Annotated in this window: 14 protein-coding genes; 12 read left to right on the top strand and 2 right to left on the bottom strand. The window is 55.9% G+C overall.

Features of this window, described 5'->3' with window-relative positions:
- Positions 1–201: 201 nt before the first annotated feature.
- The gene (locus AACY52_RS07125; RefSeq protein WP_339416458.1) at positions 202–1,101 is read right to left on the bottom strand and encodes a LysR family transcriptional regulator; all 900 of its coding nucleotides are present in this window, start codon (positions 1,099–1,101) and stop codon (positions 202–204) included.
- A gap of 107 nt (positions 1,102–1,208) precedes the next feature.
- On the opposite strand from AACY52_RS07125, the gene AACY52_RS07120 reads away from it, so the two are divergent.
- The 8 genes from AACY52_RS07120 (at position 1,209) to AACY52_RS07085 (ending at position 10,618) form a co-directional block, all read left to right on the top strand.
- Positions 1,209–2,378: an MFS transporter gene (locus tag AACY52_RS07120; protein ID WP_339495210.1), complete on the top strand. Its 1,170-nt coding sequence runs from the start codon at positions 1,209–1,211 to the stop codon at positions 2,376–2,378.
- A gap of 44 nt (positions 2,379–2,422) precedes the next feature.
- Complete coding sequence (locus tag AACY52_RS07115; protein WP_339416752.1) at positions 2,423–3,247, top strand: hypothetical protein; 825 nt, start codon at positions 2,423–2,425, stop codon at positions 3,245–3,247.
- A 166-nt stretch (positions 3,248–3,413) separates the two neighbouring features.
- Entirely contained in the window at positions 3,414–4,655 is a 1,242-nt protein-coding gene (locus tag AACY52_RS07110) for an ATP-grasp domain-containing protein (RefSeq protein ID WP_339416455.1), read from the top strand.
- A 123-nt stretch (positions 4,656–4,778) separates the two neighbouring features.
- Positions 4,779–5,777 (top strand): AbrB family transcriptional regulator, encoded by a 999-nt coding sequence (locus tag AACY52_RS07105; RefSeq protein ID WP_339560377.1) that lies wholly within the window; start codon positions 4,779–4,781, stop codon positions 5,775–5,777.
- 38 nt (positions 5,778–5,815) lie between these two features.
- Positions 5,816–6,823 (top strand): 4-hydroxy-2-oxovalerate aldolase, encoded by a 1,008-nt coding sequence (gene dmpG / locus AACY52_RS07100; RefSeq protein ID WP_339416451.1) that lies wholly within the window; start codon positions 5,816–5,818, stop codon positions 6,821–6,823.
- Positions 6,824–6,839: 16 nt separating this feature from the next.
- A complete protein-coding gene (locus AACY52_RS07095; protein ID WP_339416449.1) occupies positions 6,840–7,718 on the top strand; it encodes an acetaldehyde dehydrogenase (acetylating) in 879 nt (292 codons plus the stop codon).
- 23 nt (positions 7,719–7,741) lie between these two features.
- Positions 7,742–8,929 carry an aminotransferase class I/II-fold pyridoxal phosphate-dependent enzyme gene (locus AACY52_RS07090; RefSeq protein ID WP_339416447.1) on the top strand — a complete coding sequence of 396 codons (1,188 nt, stop codon included), beginning with the start codon at positions 7,742–7,744 and terminating at the stop codon, positions 8,927–8,929.
- Positions 8,930–9,094: 165 nt separating this feature from the next.
- The gene (locus tag AACY52_RS07085) at positions 9,095–10,618 is read left to right on the top strand and encodes an FAD/NAD(P)-binding protein (protein WP_339416445.1); all 1,524 of its coding nucleotides are present in this window, start codon (positions 9,095–9,097) and stop codon (positions 10,616–10,618) included.
- An 840-nt stretch (positions 10,619–11,458) separates the two neighbouring features.
- On the opposite strand, the gene AACY52_RS07080 is transcribed toward AACY52_RS07085, so the two are convergent.
- A complete protein-coding gene (locus AACY52_RS07080; RefSeq protein WP_339495214.1) occupies positions 11,459–13,078 on the bottom strand; it encodes a hypothetical protein in 1,620 nt (539 codons plus the stop codon).
- A gap of 128 nt (positions 13,079–13,206) precedes the next feature.
- Here AACY52_RS07080 and AACY52_RS07075 point away from each other — a divergent pair, with 128 nt between their 5' ends.
- From AACY52_RS07075 to AACY52_RS07060, 4 genes are all read left to right on the top strand, one after another.
- On the top strand, positions 13,207–13,809 hold the full coding sequence (locus tag AACY52_RS07075; protein ID WP_339416441.1) for a hypothetical protein: 603 nt from the start codon (positions 13,207–13,209) through the stop codon (positions 13,807–13,809).
- Positions 13,809–14,141 carry a hypothetical protein gene (locus tag AACY52_RS07070; protein ID WP_339416440.1) on the top strand — a complete coding sequence of 111 codons (333 nt, stop codon included), beginning with the start codon at positions 13,809–13,811 and terminating at the stop codon, positions 14,139–14,141. Before AACY52_RS07075 ends, AACY52_RS07070 begins: the two co-directional genes overlap by 1 nt.
- A gap of 200 nt (positions 14,142–14,341) precedes the next feature.
- Complete coding sequence (locus AACY52_RS07065) at positions 14,342–15,985, top strand: DUF637 domain-containing protein (RefSeq protein ID WP_339560376.1); 1,644 nt, start codon at positions 14,342–14,344, stop codon at positions 15,983–15,985.
- Positions 15,985–16,332 (top strand): DUF3969 family protein, encoded by a 348-nt coding sequence (locus AACY52_RS07060; protein ID WP_220075126.1) that lies wholly within the window; start codon positions 15,985–15,987, stop codon positions 16,330–16,332. Before AACY52_RS07065 ends, AACY52_RS07060 begins: the two co-directional genes overlap by 1 nt.
- Positions 16,333–16,420: the final 88 nt, after the last annotated feature.

Genomic DNA, 16,420 nt, shown 5'->3' with positions numbered 1-16,420 from the left:
GCAGTCGGCCAGTTATCATCTCAGATCTCAGAGATTACGCTCTGAACCCTTCGAGTTGAGGACTGCCTCCCAAGCTCTCGGCCACAGTGAAGGCTGCCGCATTTATTTCTAAATCTTACAGATGGCAATTTTGTCCGGTGAGCGCATATCTCCAGTGGTAGTGATTGTTTGTCACTCCGCCCATCCAGCCCCTCAAATTATTCACCTCGCTCGTAGGATCTGCTCGATGATTTCGACAAATGCCTTGACCAGCGGGCTGCGCTCGAGTTTGCGCGTCAATACCAGCAAGGGGGCCGTGGCCCCGGGTTCGGCCAAGGGCCGGTAGGTCACGCCGTGCTTGACCAGGGTCTGGGTGCACTGAGGCACCAAGGCGACGCCACGGCCTGCGGCGACCAAGGCGATGATCGAGGTGATCTGCTTTCCCTTCGGCGCGGGTAGGGGTCTCAGTGCGTGGCGCCGATATAGCGCCTCGATAATCTCGTTCAGTCCGGAACCGTAGTCGGTCGGGAAGGCGATCAATGGGTAGGCGCTCAGCTCAGTGAGTGTCACCTGTTCTTGCTGGGCGAGCGGGCTGTCACTGGCAATGGCTGCGATCAACTGCTCGTTGTCCAGGCAGATGGCTTGAATCTCAACATCTTCGGCGGGCGGCTGCATACGACTCATGCCAATATCCAGACGGCCCTCGATAAGTTGCGACCATTGGGTGCTGGACGCACCTTCTTCCACGGTCAGTTGCACATCCGGATATGCCGAGCCGAAGGCCTGAATGGTCTGGCTGAAGATGTCCGACAGCGCAATCGAACTGGCGTACCCCACCGCCAGATGACCAGCGGAACCCGCCGCCAGCTTGCTGGTAATGCTTGCCGTCAGATCGACTTGCTCCAGCACCGCCCGGGCGTAGGGTAGAAAGTGCCTGCCCTCCGAGGTGAGCGTGACGTTGCGGGTACTGCGATCAAACAGGCGAAAGCCCAGTTCCGCCTCCAGTGCCGAAATCTGCCGCGTCAGTGGCGGCTGGGCAATGTGCAGACGTGCCGCGGCACGGCCAAAGTGCAACTCGTCGCTGAGGATCAGGAAGTAGCGCAGGCGGCGGAGGTAAATCATCGTCATCCTTGAGGTATCAATTGGTCAGAAATAGGTATTGGATCCTTTCGACAGCCTACATTATAAAATTGTAAGAAATCATCACACGTAATCTTAGGAATCGTCGCGTGAGTTGTCCTCGAGTTGCCTTGTTTCTGGCTGGGTGCGCCGCTTTTATCAACCTTTATGCCACTCAAGGGCTGCTCTCCGAGTTGGCCGCGACGTTTCACATTTCCACCCTGCAAGCGAGCTGGAGCATTACCGTCACCACCCTGGCCGTGGCAATCACCGCCCCCTTTGTCGGCCGGTTGACAGCGTGGGGCGAGCAGCACCGGGTCATCGCCGTGGCCGCGATATGGCTGGCACTGCCTGCGGTGATGGTGGCCTGCTCGGGCAGTTTCAGCGAGCTGCTGCTATGGCGAGCGGTGCAAGGCATGTTGATTCCGGTGGTGTTTGCCACCAGCGTTGCCTACATCGGCGTGCGCTGGAGCGGCGGGGCCGTTACGGAAATGACCAGCCTGTATATCGCCGGTACGGTTCTGGGCGGCTTTAGCGGACGCTTTTTGTCTGGCCTAGTGGCCGAGTGCGATGACTGGCGCCTAGCGCTGACAGTGCTGGCCACTTTGAATCTGATCATAGGTTTGGGGGTTTTCCTGCTGTTGCCGCGTAACCTTCGGTCACCCGTACAAACGCCTACCGATCGCGAGGCAATGCGCAGCGAATTGCTAAGCAGACCATTGCTGACCACCTATGCCGTGGGGTTCTGCGTGCTGTTCGCCCAAGTCGCGATGTTTACATATGTCGGCTTACACCTGAGTCGGGCGCCGTTTGCGCTGGGCAGCGCTGCGCTCGGTTCAATTTATGCGGTGTTCCTGCTGGCACTGGTGGTGGTGCCGATCGCCGGGCGCATGAGCAAGAACCTGCCTCGTAGTGAATTGGTGAGGGTTGCGGCATGGCTGGGCGTCAGCGGCTCGGTGCTGACCCTGTGGTCATCGTTGTGGCTGATCGTTGTCGGTCTGGCGCTCAGTTGCACCGGCGTGTTCCTCGCCCAGTCTGCGGCCAACTCCTTTATCACCGCCCATGCCCGGCAAAACAAGGCCGGCGCCGTGGGCGTATATCTAACCTGCTACTACGTGGGCGGCAGCTTCGGCGCGTTTGTGCCTGGCGTGCTGTGGGAGCGATGGGGCTGGCCTGGCTGTATCGCGTTGATCGCGGTTTTCCAGTTGCTGCCGCTGCTGATCGTGCGGAGTGGCTGGAAGTATTCCCCGTTGCCATCCTCGGCGCTCCCGCGCCCTTGAATGTGCCTGAAATCATCATCCAACAAGGAAAAAGATAGATGACCGTGAGTAACCTGCTGACGCTGCAAAGCCAGCTGTTGACCGTGATAGACCCGGTGCTGGAACTGATGCCGGCCGGGGTTCTGAAGCAAGCGTTGGTGGATGCGTTTCGCAGTCAGGAATCGGAACTGCTGGACATCGAACGTACGTTCCAGACGCTTACCTCGCGTCGCCATGCTGTGCCGCAGTTGCGCAAGTTCTTTGGCAGTTGGTCGAAAACCAACAACTCGGCCGCCAGTGTGTCCGGCCTGGCCAACCGCATCACGCTGCTGGCGCGCTCCGAGCAGTGGGGCGAAGCGGCGCAACGGCTCTACCGGGTCTGCGGCAGCCTGCAACGGATCACCGACGAGGACCTCGGCGCACTGAGCAATACGCTGCATTCCGAGCTTTTTTACAACATGGCAACGCCGATCTGCGGTGACGATCAGTGGCTGCTGAAAGACAGCTGCATGCCGTCTGCGCAGGCCTTCAAAGACTGGACGGACGCGCGACGCCTGCGTGACCGAGACCTGTTACAGGGGCTGCTGGTCACCCTGGTTCACGAGGTCTACACCCACGGTGAAGTGGAGGTCATTCATCCGCTGTTCAAGCAATGGTTCGAGCGCGACATGGGCGTGCCGCCCGCGCAGGTACGGGCCACGGTTGCCTGGGTCACCGTGCACACCGGCGGCACTGAAAGTAATCACTTCGCCCATGCGGTTGCAGCGGTCGAGGAGTTCGTTGATGTCATGAGCATCGCGGTGGTCAAGTCCGCCGCCCAGGAAGTCTTCTGCCAATACCTGCAGCGCAAGGCTGCGGTGATGCGTGAGTGCGGCCAATACCTGGGCTGATAGACAACGACCCGAACAGCGCTTGGGAAAGTATCAATAATGACGGAATCGGTATTGGCCCGTACTTCAGGTTTTGATCAAGATACTGACGTTTCGGATCAGGCGTGGATTTGATGTGCCTGAAGTTGGAGATTTACAAACTATGGACGATTGCAAGGAAAGCCGTATGCAGCTCATTGTTTTTTGCCCGCCGAAAATTCTTCTCCAGCACTCTGCCGCGAGCTGGTCTGCCGCTCTTGGCAAGGGAGGCATGCTGTTGAGCTGTGCCTCGCGATATGAAGAGATTGCGGCGCATCTGGGCCATACCGTCCGCTTCCAGCTCTTCGACAACTTTAACGACAGCGCGCTGGTCGAGATCGATGTTTATGAGCTTGCACGGGAGCTCCATGCGCCTTTGTGTGTGGCGCTGGCCGAGATCGATGTACTGCGGGTGGCGCGCATCAATGATCGGCTCGGGATTACGCTGGATGCCGAGGATCGCGCTTCGTTTTACCGAGACAAGTTCCTGATGAAGCAACGTGCCAGGGACTGCGGGTTTGCCATCGCCGAAATGGCATCGATCAGCAATGCCACGGAAGCGGTTCACTTCAGCGAGCGCTTCGGTTTCCCGGTGGTCATCAAACCTCGCGATGGCCGCGGCTCGAACGGCGTGGAGGTGCTTGACGACGCGCAGCAGTTGCGGGAGTGGCTGGCCGGGCGCACTTCAAGCACGTTCCACAACCTAATGATCGAAAGCTATGTACGTGGCAGCCATTACATCGTCAATGGCCTGTACATCGATGGCCGTCCGATCCTGGTTTCACCGGTTCGGGTTATGACTTCGGCGCTGGATTTCCTCGGCGGCAAATCACATGACCTGCACATGCTCGACGCCGACAACCCGATGCGCGACAGGCTGGTTCGCTATGCGCGTTCGCTAGTCGAAGATGTGCTGCAATCCGACCCGACCATGCTGTTTCATCTCGAACTATTCGTGGATGGACATGACGAGATCGTCCTTTGCGAAATCGCCTCGCGGTTGGGTGGGGTGTTCTTCAATCAGGAGCTGACCCACGCCTGGGGCCTTGATCCGCGGATGAGCTTCCTGCGCGCGCTGCATGATCCGTTCTACCGCCCTGAGCCAATGGCCGCGCCGCTGCGGATGGTTGGGCATATCAGCATCCCGCCGCGGGTCGGTCTGCTGCGCGACGTCCCGCAAACCTGCCCTCTCGACGGTGTCCTGGAGTACCGAATTTCCGCCAGGAAGATGACCTCTTATGGCGGTATGGAATTCACCAACTCGGAAATCCTCAACGCCATTGTGGCAGGCCAGGATGAGGCCGAGTTGCGCAATAAGCTGCATCAGGTCGAAGCCTGGTTCCACGAGAGTTGCGACTGGTCGGGCAGCGAAATCGCCGCCGCGATATAGACCTTACGCCAGACTCCTTCGACATTAATTGAGCTGACCTTCCTGAGCTGGACGGAATCGTCACGCCTGCAGAAAAGTGGATATCCAATGAAGACTGTGTTCGAAAGCCTTATCCCGATTCCCGTGGCGGCCCTGGGCGCATTTCTCGGTTACATGACCGGGCTTCCGCTTGGTGAACTGATCGGCGCGATCTGTCTGGTCACGGCGCTCAGTAAAATGGGCGTTCGCATGCGCATGCCGTATCCGTTCGTGGCCACCGTGCAGTTGCTGCTCGGGATCAGTGTCGGCTCCATCGTCACCGCCTCGATGATGCATGAGCTGACGGATTTCAGCATTCTGGTCGGTCTGCTCATCTGCATGACTACACAGATTTTCGTCGGCTACAACTGGCTACGGCGCATGGAGCGGTGGGGGCATATAGAAAGCCTGCTCGGGTCCATTCCTGGCGCAATGGCGGCGGTGATGACGGTCTCGGGAGAGGATGGCCCGGCCTCCGGGCGCATCGCGTTCGTGCACATTGTCCGTTTGCTCGCGCTGTTGCTGGTGGTGACGATCATTGCCGGTGGGCACGCCGAAAGCGCGGCGCCGGTGCTGGGCTCGTTTGATAATTACCTTGGCGTGATCCCTCCGGCGATCGCGGCTGTGGTCGCCGGTTATCTGCTGGAGCGCTTCGATGTTCCTGCGCCTTACATGTTGACCGGGCTGATTTGCAGCGCCACGGTCAACGTCGGTTTTCCTCAAGTCCATCTGCATGTTCCTGATCCGCTGGCGGTCGTTGCGCTGATCCTGCTAGGCGGCCTGATCGGCATTCGCCTCAAGGACATCACGCTCAAGGATTTCGTGCGCTACATCCGCGCCGGTCTGATGGTCACCGCCCTGACGTTCTGCACGACACTTCTGGTTGCCTTCGCGTTCAGCAAGCTGACAGGCAAGCCGTTCCTTTCGCTATTCATGTCGTGGGTTCCTGGCGGTGTTGAGGTGATGACCGCAGCGGCTTTGCTACTCAAGCTCGATCCTGCCTTCGTGATGCTCAATCACGTGGTGCGGATGTCGATCATCCATATTTCGCCAGCGTTCCTGCCCAAACGGCTGCTGCAGGAAAACCCTCAGCCTGAACAGTAATTGATGCAAAAAACTTGAATGACAAGGATTTGATCTTTATGAGTATTGCTATTCACGACCCAACGTTGCGCGACGGAAACCATGCTGTCTCCCATACCCTGAGCCTGGAGGATATTGCCTCCTACTGCCGCGCTGTCGATGGCTGCGGCCTCAGCGTTGTAGAAGTCGGCCACGGAAATGGTCTGGGTGCGTCCTCCCTGCAACTCGGACTTGCGCGCTACAAAGACAGCGAGATGCTCGAAACGGCGCGAGCCAACCTGACGCACTCCAGACTCGGCATCCACATGATTCCCGGGTTTGCCAGGCTGAGCGACATTGATACCGCACTGCAGATCGGCGTCGACGTGCTGCGCATCGCGTCCCATTGTACCGAGGCCAGCCTGACTGAGAGCTACATCGAACATGCGCGGTCCAAGGGCGCGTATGTCCAGGGTGTGCTGATGATGACCCACATGGCCAGCCCCGAAACGCTGCTTGAAGAAGCATTGAAGCAGCAGGGCTATGGCGCCAATGCCCTGGTTCTGATGGATTCGGCGGGGCACTTTGACCCGGACAGCACCCGCGAAAAAATCGGCCTGCTTGTCAGGGAGCTTGCTATTCCCGTGGGCTTCCATGGCCACAACAATCTTGGCTTGGCGGTAGCCAACTCGCTGGCTGCCGCCCAGGCCGGGGCGACCATCATTGACGGCTGCATGCGCGGATTCGGCGCGGGTGCAGGCAATACTCAGCTGGAAGTGCTGTGCGCGGTGCTTGAGCGCTACAAGTTCGAGACCGGAGTGAAGGTCTTTGACCTTTGCCGCGCTGTCGAGAGCCTTGAGGATTTCGCTCCGGTCAGGACTCCCACGGTGGTGAAGACTGCCAATCTGATCAGCGGCCTCTACGGCGTTTGCAGCGGGTTCGAGAAGCACGTCGCGCGCGCGGCGGCGGAATTTCGCGTCGAGCCGCGAAAAATCTATGAAGAGCTTGCGCGATGCAACGCCGTTGCCGGCCAGGAAGATCTAATCATCTCGGTCGCCAGCCGCCTTTCTCAACCCTTCGTCGCCTGATTCTGGAGCTAAAAAAATGACTTTGAAAACCGCCATCATCGGCAGTGGCAATATCGGCTGCGACATTTTGTGTAAGGTGCTTGCCCATCCTGATCTGAATTGCACGCTGGTTGCCGGTCGCTCCCTGCACTCCTCCGGCCTTGCGTTTGCCCGTGAGCGCGGGGTCACCACCACCGCGGACGGCATCGACGGCCTGTTTGCCCGGATAAACGAATTTGATCTGGTGTTCGATGCCACCTCGGCGGCCGACCATGAAGCCCACGCACCGCGCCTTATCGAGGCCGGGAAAGCGATCATCAACCTGACCCCGGCCTCTCTGGGCTCGTTGTGCGTGCCATCCCTCAACGGCGTCGAGCTGACCGAGGCGAGCAATATCAACATGATCACCTGTGGTGGTCAGGCTTCCATCCCGCTTGCGGCCGCGATCGCCCGGGCTAATCCAGGCGTGCGCTACATCGAGGTGGTGTCATCGATCAGCGCCGAAAGCGCCGGCCCGGCTACTCGGCGAAACCTAAGCAACTACATCACTACCACCGAGAATGCGCTGAGCCATTTCACCGGTTGCAAGGACGTCAAGGCGATCCTCAACATCAATCCGGCCAAGCCGAATGTCTTTATGCAGACCGCGGTTTCGGCGCTGATCGAGACGGCTGATCTGGCCTCCACCCGCCGTGAAGTGGAACGTGCCGTGACCCAGGTGCAGTCTGCTGTGCCTGGGTATCAGGTGATCGTCGATCTACATTACAGCGAGGGACGTTTGTTCACCATGGTACGCGTTGAAGGAGCAGGGGATTTTCTCGATCCAAGCGCCGGCAACCTCGACATCATCACTGCGACCGCAACCCACATGGCCGCGCTCATGGCCCGAGGCCGCGTGACCGAACGCGCAGCCTGACTCAGCGTAACGGGGAGACTTTTATGCCTACTCTTTCGCCAGATATCGAATTTGCAAGATTTTGCCCGATCCTGGGTGTCGTTCAGAAGGTAAGGGAAACGCTGCATCCAGTGATCGATCTCGGTGTCGGTGTGCCGGGTTTTCTTCCGGCGCCGCATATCGTCGAGGCGGCCGTCAAGGCTGCCTGCGAACACTCCGGGGGGTATGGATCGAGCCGCGGAGATGAAGCGCTGCTGGCGGCGTATCTGGGTTATCTGCACGAACAGGGGTTCACCTACTATCGCGAGCAGAATCTGGTGGCTGGCCTCGGCGCCAAGCACCTGTTGTTCAGTGTGCTACGCGCGATCATCCGCCCCGGCGACGAGATCCTCGTGTCTACCCCTTGCTGGCCGACCTATTTCGACATTGCCGATCTAGTCGGAGCGGGCGTGGTCAACGTCACCTGCTCGGCGCAAACCGATTTCAAGATGACGGCGCAAGCCCTTGAAGATGCCTTGTCCGACAAGGTGCGGGTGGTCATGCTGAACTCGCCGGGCAACCCTACCGGCGCCGTGTATTCCGCCGAGGAACTCGCTGCGTTGGCAGAGGTGCTGCGTAAACAGGATATCTGGATCATTTCGGATGACGTATATCAGCGATTCGTCTACGACATGGATAGCTGCCCCAGTCTGCTTTCGGTCGCACCGGACCTGAGTGACCGTATCATCAAGATCGATAGCGTATCCAAGCTCTATGGGATGCCGGGTTGGCGGGTCGGGCTGTTGGCGGCCACTGAGCGGATTGCCGCGGCGGTCACCACGCTCAATTCTAACTCGATCTCGAATATCCCACCGATCCCGGCGGCTGCGGCAGCGGTGGCCTTCAGCGGTGACCAGGCATTCTCCTACGCAGCAAGAGACCGCTTGTACAGCCAGCGCCAGGCATTGCTTGCTGACTTGCAGGGTGCGCCACACCTTAGGTTCTGCCCACCATCGGGGGCGTTTTATCTGTTCATGGATATCAGCCAGACCCTGGGCAAATCCCTGCATGGCAGATTGATCGCCGATGACGAGGCATTTTGCGCCTTGCTGCTGGAGGAATACGGCGTCGCGCTGATTCCCGGCAGCTTTTTTGGTGCACCGGGTCATGCGAGATTGTCGTACTCCGGCGATGCCGAGCAGGTCAGGTCCGGGGCCGCGCGCTTGAGAGAGTTCCTGTCTGCCATTTCGTGATACCGGTCTGGCAGGGGCTAGGTTTGGCGCCGCTGAAGTGTCATGAATCGGCTAACCGCGAGCTGCTCTACGTTCCTCTGGTACTGGGAGTGGCTGGCTAAGTCACGTCTGCTGCCGGGCCGAAACACACGTAAGGGAAACCGTTTAATATAAGGAAATACCTTGATGAAAAATGCCTTTGCAATCGTAGGCTGCGGCGCGACGGCTATCGCATTCCTGCAGCGTCACCTGGATCGCGTCGCTGCACGCACCGCACCGGCCGGGACCATTTACCTCTTCGAAAAACGCGAAGACTTCGGGCGCGGCGCGGCTTATCAGGCTGATCTGCAGAGCAACATCCTCAATACCAAAACAGGTTTCATTACGCCCTATCCGCATCTCCCTGGTCATTTCCAGCGCTGGTTGGAGGACCATCCCGGGGCGTGGCAGCATGCCTTTCCCGAGTTTCGTCCGACCCCGGAGAGCTTTGCTCCGAGGGCCTTGTTCGGCGTTTACCTGCAGAACCAGATCAAGAAGATCGTATTGCGTGGCGCCTCGCTCGGCTGCCAATTGGTGCTGATGAATGCCGAGGTCTGCGCTATCGATCTGATTGACGGGATGGAGACCGTGCGGACGCGATGCGGGCTGAGTTTCGTCACGCACAAGGTCTTGCTGTTCTGCGGGCCGTTGGCCAAAAAAATTGATTCTGACAAGCATGACGAGCGCGTCCTGGCGACACCCTATCCGGTTGCGCGCCTGCTGAAGACAATTTCCCCGGACGAGCGGGTGGCCGTAATCGGTGCGCGGTTGAGCGCCATCGACACGGTGATCGCGCTGATTGAAGGCGGGCATCGTGAGTTGATTCGCATGCATTCGCGTAGCGGCTACTTCCCCGTGGTTCGCGGAACCCAGGAGCGCGTCGAGCTCAAGCACCTGACCCTCGAGGGTGTTCGCGCGCTGGTCGCGCAAAACGGGCCGTTGCAGATCAGTGATCTGGTCGCACTGTTTCACAAGGAACTGGCCGCCCACGACCCGGCCTCGACGAGTGCGGTGATCCCTCTGCCAGCACCGCCGGCCGACGTCATTAGCTTCATCGAGAACGAGATCAATGTCTCGCAAGCTCCGCGTATCTGGCAGGCCATCCTCTATGCAACCAACGGTTTCATCGAACACCTTTGGCAGGCACTGGACGACACTGCACAAGCCAGGTTCATGAGAGAGTATTTCAGCTTCTTCATGGCCTACCGCGTCTCCATCCCGGCGGAAAATGCACGCAAGATCCTCGGTTACCTGCGAAGAGGCCAGCTGGAGTTCGTCCCCGGTGCGTTCGCCGCGCCCGAGCCGGTTGATGTACCGGGGCTGAGCATTCGCGGGGCTGGCTGGGAGCATGTCTATGATCGGGTGATATACGCAACTGGCTTTCCTCGAGATGCGAACCTCATTGAGTCAACCTTGCTGGGCTCGCTGATCAAGAACGGCACGGCCACCTGTCATCATATGGGTGGCATCTGCGTCGACCCGGATACCTACCGCATTCAGGGCCGGACGGGCTCGGCACGGCAGATTTATGCGGTCGGTGAGCTAACCGTGGGGCAGTTCTTCTTCACCTCTGCGCTAGAAATCAACGGGCGACACGCCTTCTGTTGCGCGGACGCGATGCAATGGCGCGAAGAAAAGCAAAGGGTTGAGCGCGTGGAAGAGCATGTCTGAAAAACATAGGCACAGCAGTCGTGAGTGGCCTGATGCGGGATCTAGTGTTAGTCAGCAAACAACCGGGATTACATGCATAAAGGTGTTTTGAGCCTAGCAGGCTAATATAAGCGCGGGACTGCTGGCCCCACGCGTATGCCAGAATGTTTCGCTCCGATTGGCTATTGCTGGTCTTGAGCTGCCCACCGAGAACGATAGCATTGGGTCGATTACGACAGGCAGCTATTGGCCGATTGTGTTGAAAAAGTCGGTACTTCCAGACTGCCCGCGTACTGACTGCTCAAAATGCATTTTTTGCGCGCAGCTACGCGAAATCTGAGCCCGAAATCCTCTGCACAAAGTAAAGATTTCAATCTCAAGCGCTTACTTTTCTGCCGCGGAAACTATGGCCGACTTTTTCAGCAGAATCGGCCGATTTCTGCCTGTCACCACCCTGAGCTAGGGGTCTGTTTACGCCGGTGAAGGCGCACCCAGTGAGCTGGTCAGATCCGATGCAGATAACTGGTCAAGTCGAATGCAAATGGGTGGTCAGTGGCAATGCAAGCGGGTGGTCAAGTGGAATGCAATTCTCCACCAACCATCACGGGGGCAATTGCCAAGGCTCTGGCTGCGTATCCGTTAGTACTCCCGATTGTTGGTGCTGGGTGTGTGATCGCAGTCGTATATCTGACTACGCGCCCAGGCGCCTGTGTTAGTTTTCTTTGGTGAAGGCTTCTGGTCCTTGTAGCTGACAGTCGCTCCAAAAGACAGGAACGCAAGCTTGGAACCATCCAAGACTCTGCAACCTTTGCCACAGCGGGGGGAGGGAGCGCAAAGCCTTGAAGTACCGCCTGGCGCAACTCATGCCTGCACACCCTTGAACGCTTCAGTTTGCTCCAGAGCAGCCGCACGTCTGTCACCTTGGTCTATAAGGACGTCAAGCGCGTTCAATAGAGCTTGGGCATCGTCCTGTTTTAAAGGAAAATTCCAATCGGCCTGACGCTGTATAACCCCGGCCAGCCGAGCGGGGAGTGAGGTTCCGATCCATCTTTCTTCTGCGTTGTCGATGCAGCGGAGCGCCGCTGTTGCTTGTTGGCCGAAATAGGAAACCGGGAATGCGGCACCGGCCCGAATACACAATTCGAGATACCTTCCCATCAAGTAGCTCGACCATCCGACGTGCCGGACCAACCGGTCTATGATCGGCATCACTGTCGCAATTTGAGACCAGTCGCCATTGGCAAATCGACACGCACCGGGCGCGTTTTTTTCAACATTTACGAATAAAAGTGCGTTGATCAATTCTGGCATTCCATGGCCATTTACCTGACCTGGTTGCCAGCTTCCAGGATCAAAGATTTTGTCGTTTATCACGCGAGATACGCAGTCATCAAGTAGTGAAATAGCGTTTTCCGGTATCTGCTTGTTGTCACAGATATGCCTACGGACGGCCATGTCCGCGAAGCGTGCGATGATTGCTAACGAATTGTCGTCGTTCCTCATGAACGGCTTGAGTAACTTGTCGCGTGCCTGATCTAGCGCGAAGAAGGGCGCGGTCCTTGCGAGCAAATCTCCGAGTGCGCGATTCCATTCAAACAGGTCTGAATCCCTGTCGCGCCTTCTGTGGTCGGTCTGCCACGGTGGCGTAATCCTTTCAGAGGTCCAGGTCACTAACTCGAATATCAGCGGCTCTAACAGTGGGCGGTACACGCTCGATGTCATCCACGCCTCAACCGGCATTTTCGATAGTAGAGTCGATGCGGTTTTAGGTTCAAAAAAAATGCTTGGCTGTTGCCAGAGATCTTCAGGATCACGCCCGCGTCGTTTCGCATCTGTTTGGGTCCACGCCAGTGGTAGCGCGGGCATAGGGCTGAGAGTCTGCTTATTAAACGTCTTGATCGCACTGGCTAGATGTCCATGCCGGGCTTTGTGATCGGATGAATAGTCCCACTGATGCTTGTGGAGTTTTCCTTCGTGCATGACGGAGAGATTCACTGATAAGCAGCCTACACACCAACGAAGATGTTCGTCTCTGTCCATGAAAAGGGCATCTAGAGCCAATTCGCTCACGATGTCGAGCGGATGCAAGACGAGGTTGAGCAGGCGCTCTGCGCTATCTGCTCGCGGTGAGTCGGATCGCCGGTCGTGATGCAGTGAAATTATCAGGCGAGTAGCGGGATGCCACGGGATTTTGGAGCCGGGGTGCGTGCCTTCAGAAGGCTTCATGGCTTCGACCTTGGACATCACTTCCCAGGCCCATTTGTAGTAGTCGTCATGGGTATTGCAAAACCGAATGACACAAGCCGCCACATTAGCGATGACGCACTGCGGCGACATCGACCCCTCCAACGTCGCAAAGGCATGTTTGACGTCAAGGCTCTTCGCGTAGGCAGCAGCCTGGCTGATGGTAAAGTCTTTACCGACCGCGCTGGCTTCCAATGATTTGGTGGCCCATGAGACAACACTCATGTCCCGGAGCATTACGGAGCTTTCCTCCAACTTTTGCTGCTCATCTTTGGAGAGGAGGGGCGCTGGAGGTTGGTAGGTAACAGCGACAACCGTTTCGCTGTGCGGTGTATGTTTATAGTTTTGAGCGTCACCTAGCCAAGATGCGCGAGCAGATTGAAACCGACAGAAACGCTTACACGAAGCTCAAGGCCCACGACGTTATGGTCGGTGGTGCCTACGAACAGTCTGCCGAATTTTATGCAGAGATCATCGACAATTGCGGGGGCAAGTGTGAGTGGCTAGAAGCCGCATTGAAAAAAACGATAGGGGATGGTATCAACATGGCGGCCTACGCTGCGCTCGGAGGTGGTGGTGCTCCGAAGCCGTCGGCGGGTGTGGGGTCGGCAAGTGGAAGTGGTCCAAAAGCGACAGGAGCTGCCGGTGAAAGTGCAGGCGCCATGCGCCGATTGGACTATGAAGCTGCTCCCTACCACGGGAAAGTCGATAATGCAGTTAAGAGTCGTGCTCCGGTTAATGGTCAAGAAGCGCTAGATTTTTCGATTCAAGTTAAACCGACATCCCCTCGCCGAGTCGGAATTGACTACGATTCTAAAGATTTTGTTGTTTTTGACAAAACGCTAGATACGACTTATCACGGCCATGTCCGCTCTTGGAGTGATTTGCATCCAGACATGCAAAAAGCCCTGCAACAGGCAGGTATGGCTGATCGTAAAGGTAATATTCTTACTGGTGGGAAGCGATAATGAACTATCAAGATTTCCAATCTTATAATAAGCTAACTTTAGAAAAAGCTTTTGCTTCGAGGGATGTTAAGAGCATTTGTGAGGCACTTGTCTCCGTTGCTTTAAATGATTCTGATTGGAGATGGGCACAGAATAAATGCTTAGAATTCCTCAGCAACGAAAGCCCTGATGTTAGAGGGCTTGCAGCAACTTGTCTTGGACATATAGCAAGGATTCACCGCCAGCTTGATAAAGAAAAAGTACTCATTGCTCTTCGTGAACATCTAGATGACAACATCATCTCAGGGCAAATTGCGGATGCTCTAGACGATATCGATATGTTCTTGAGGTAGTATCACATTGGTATTGTCGTGCTGATGTTGATTTATCTGTAAAAGTCTCGTATCGGAGAAATCGGGGTCAGACCACGTTTTTACAAAGGTCAGCAACATTGCTCTTTAAAAAAATGAGAATGGTGGTCTTGAGAATGGAGGTCTGACCCCTATTTCTTGAACAGGTCGATCAACAGAGCGTTAGCCAAACCATCGACGCGATGGTTCAAGCTGATCCGAACCTTGCTTGGATGAAGCAGGCGGAAGCTCGGGGCGATATCGTTTGGCGCCAAGTAAAAGAAATTCACGACAGCTTCAAGTATGAATCGTCCGGGCTGGGAGCCGGCGCCAAGATTGCCATCGCAATTCTGATGTCTTTCATACTTGGCCCTGCGGGTCTTGGGTTGAGTGGAACTAACTTGGCCGTCGCGGCCAGCTTGAGCACTACTGCAGTCACAAGCACCATTGATAACAAGGGCAATCTTGGTCTGGCGATTAAAGATACGTTCAGCGCGGGTAGCCTGAAGAACGCTGCGATTGCAGGGTTTACTGCTGGGTTTCTTGATTACGCCGACGATAAATGGTTTACGGCAGCCGATGGTGCAGGGTCCGCCACACAGGGTATTCAACCCACCGATGGTGCTGCTGTAAGCGCAGCTAACCCTTCCAAAGATATCTTCCGTTGGAGCAATGCGACTGATGCGGCGACTCGTACAGTAACGCGAGCAGTTATCAGCAGTGGTGTATCCACTGCGATTGGTGGTGGCAGTTTCAGTAGCAATTTCAACGCAGCGCTGCTGGGCGAGGCCGGCAACATGGCCATGGCCACCGGCTTCAATTGGGTTGGGGACCAAATCACCTTTCCAAACGGAAGTGTCCAGAAAATTGCTGCCCACGCCATCATGGGTGGCCTATTGGCAGAGCTGACGGGGAGTGACTTCAAAACTGGTGCAGCTGCTGCGGGATTGAACGAGGCCTTGATTGACGTCATGGCCGGTGCGGCTGGTAAAAATGAACAGCTGCAGTTGGTTTTTTCCCAGCTCACTGGTCTGGTGGGAGCTGCTGCTGTCGGGGGAGACCTCAACACTGGTTCAGTGATCGCTCAAAAGGCCACTACATTTAATTATCTTTTTCATGAGGAACTTGTTGAGAAAGAACGGAAGCTTAATACGTGCGCGACTGAAGATGCCTGTCAAAAAGTTCGCGATTATTACAATGACTTGGATGCAACTAGGAATAAAGGCTTTCCAAGTTTATGTCGTGATAATCCGACGATGTGCGAGCAAGTTTATGAACGGCTTAAAAATGAAACTCCCTCAAACTGGGCTTTAGTGGAGGAGCTGAGAAAGTCTGGTGTAGACAATGTAACTGGGCGCGCCATAGCACTCCTGACAGCGATGGACAGGAATCAGGAAGCTATCAATATAAATATTGCCGAAAGCATCCGGGTTAAGAGTGGTGATATTGTTGGAAATGCCGCTGCGTCTGTTATGGACGCTTTAAACCCGGGGATGGATCTTTTTTCCTCAACAGCGGGTAAAACTGGAGCTGCTGGAGCTGGGATCAAAACGGGCATCGTTGGTGATGTCGGGAAGAATCGAGGTGTTCAGAACGTATACGATTCCATTCGTAAAGCACCTGAGTTTCCCGCAGGTTTTAGGGAGCGGGCGGGATCAACAACCAAAAATGCGGTAAACAATAGCGAACTGCTAAGCGATCTTCGGCAGGTAGAAGCAGGAAAATGGACTAAGATTTACAAGGACGGTTATGATGCGGTCGGAAATAAAGTGTCGATTCATTACTTTCAAAGTGAAAGTGGGAAAGTTTTTAATGTGAAACTTAAGCCAGGTTGGAGTAATTATTGATGGAAAATCCAGTTTTAGTCGTAGAGCTATATGAGCCAGAGGAGGCTGCTCGATTTTTAGCTGCCACATCTATCGGGTTGTTGAAGTCGATTAGTGATAAAGTCATGACACTTGCCGAAGCTGAACGTTTATTGTTTTCGCCTAGAACTGTAAGGGTGCTGGGTGAAAAAGGCATTTCTTCAGAGCTGTGTGGAATTATTATGGACTGTTGTGAGTTGGACGATATCTTGGATTTACTGCCATTAAAGTTTGATGTTGAATTGAATAAAATGATTGAGCGTTTTTCTAATTATATAATTGGTACGGTCGCACAGGACCCGTACGCTGCCCATGCAAGATTAAAATGAAAGTGGAAAAGGATACTGTGTTGCCGCTGACCGAAAACTGACCCATTAAAGGCTGTTCTGCCGACTGAAAACTGACCCAGGTGTTCAA

The sequence above is a fragment of the Pseudomonas sp. EA_65y_Pfl1_P113 genome (assembly GCF_963970525.1).
GTDB classification, from domain to species: Bacteria; Pseudomonadota; Gammaproteobacteria; order Pseudomonadales; family Pseudomonadaceae; genus Aquipseudomonas; species Aquipseudomonas tritici.
The sequence above is the reverse complement of the archived record's forward strand: the minus strand, read 5'-3'. Positions and strand labels throughout refer to the sequence as shown.

Bases quoted from the DNA above. Each gene is read 5' to 3' on its own strand.
- AACY52_RS07125 (WP_339416458.1), bottom strand. From the start codon at position 1,101: ATGATTTACCTCCGCCGCCTGCGCTACTTCCTGATCCTCAGCGACGAG.
- AACY52_RS07090 (WP_339416447.1), top strand. From the start codon at position 7,742: ATGCCTACTCTTTCGCCAGATATCGAATTTGCAAGATTTTGCCCGATC.
- AACY52_RS07060 (WP_220075126.1), top strand. From the start codon at position 15,985: ATGGAAAATCCAGTTTTAGTCGTAGAGCTATATGAGCCAGAGGAGGCT.
- AACY52_RS07075 (WP_339416441.1), top strand. From the start codon at position 13,207: ATGCGCGAGCAGATTGAAACCGACAGAAACGCTTACACGAAGCTCAAG.
- AACY52_RS07110 (WP_339416455.1), top strand. From the start codon at position 3,414: ATGCAGCTCATTGTTTTTTGCCCGCCGAAAATTCTTCTCCAGCACTCT.
- AACY52_RS07095 (WP_339416449.1), top strand. From the start codon at position 6,840: ATGACTTTGAAAACCGCCATCATCGGCAGTGGCAATATCGGCTGCGAC.
- AACY52_RS07080 (WP_339495214.1), bottom strand. From the start codon at position 13,078: ATGCTCCGGGACATGAGTGTTGTCTCATGGGCCACCAAATCATTGGAA.
- AACY52_RS07065 (WP_339560376.1), top strand. From the start codon at position 14,342: ATGGTTCAAGCTGATCCGAACCTTGCTTGGATGAAGCAGGCGGAAGCT.
- AACY52_RS07070 (WP_339416440.1), top strand. From the start codon at position 13,809: ATGAACTATCAAGATTTCCAATCTTATAATAAGCTAACTTTAGAAAAA.
- AACY52_RS07085 (WP_339416445.1), top strand. From the start codon at position 9,095: ATGAAAAATGCCTTTGCAATCGTAGGCTGCGGCGCGACGGCTATCGCA.
- dmpG (WP_339416451.1), top strand. From the start codon at position 5,816: ATGAGTATTGCTATTCACGACCCAACGTTGCGCGACGGAAACCATGCT.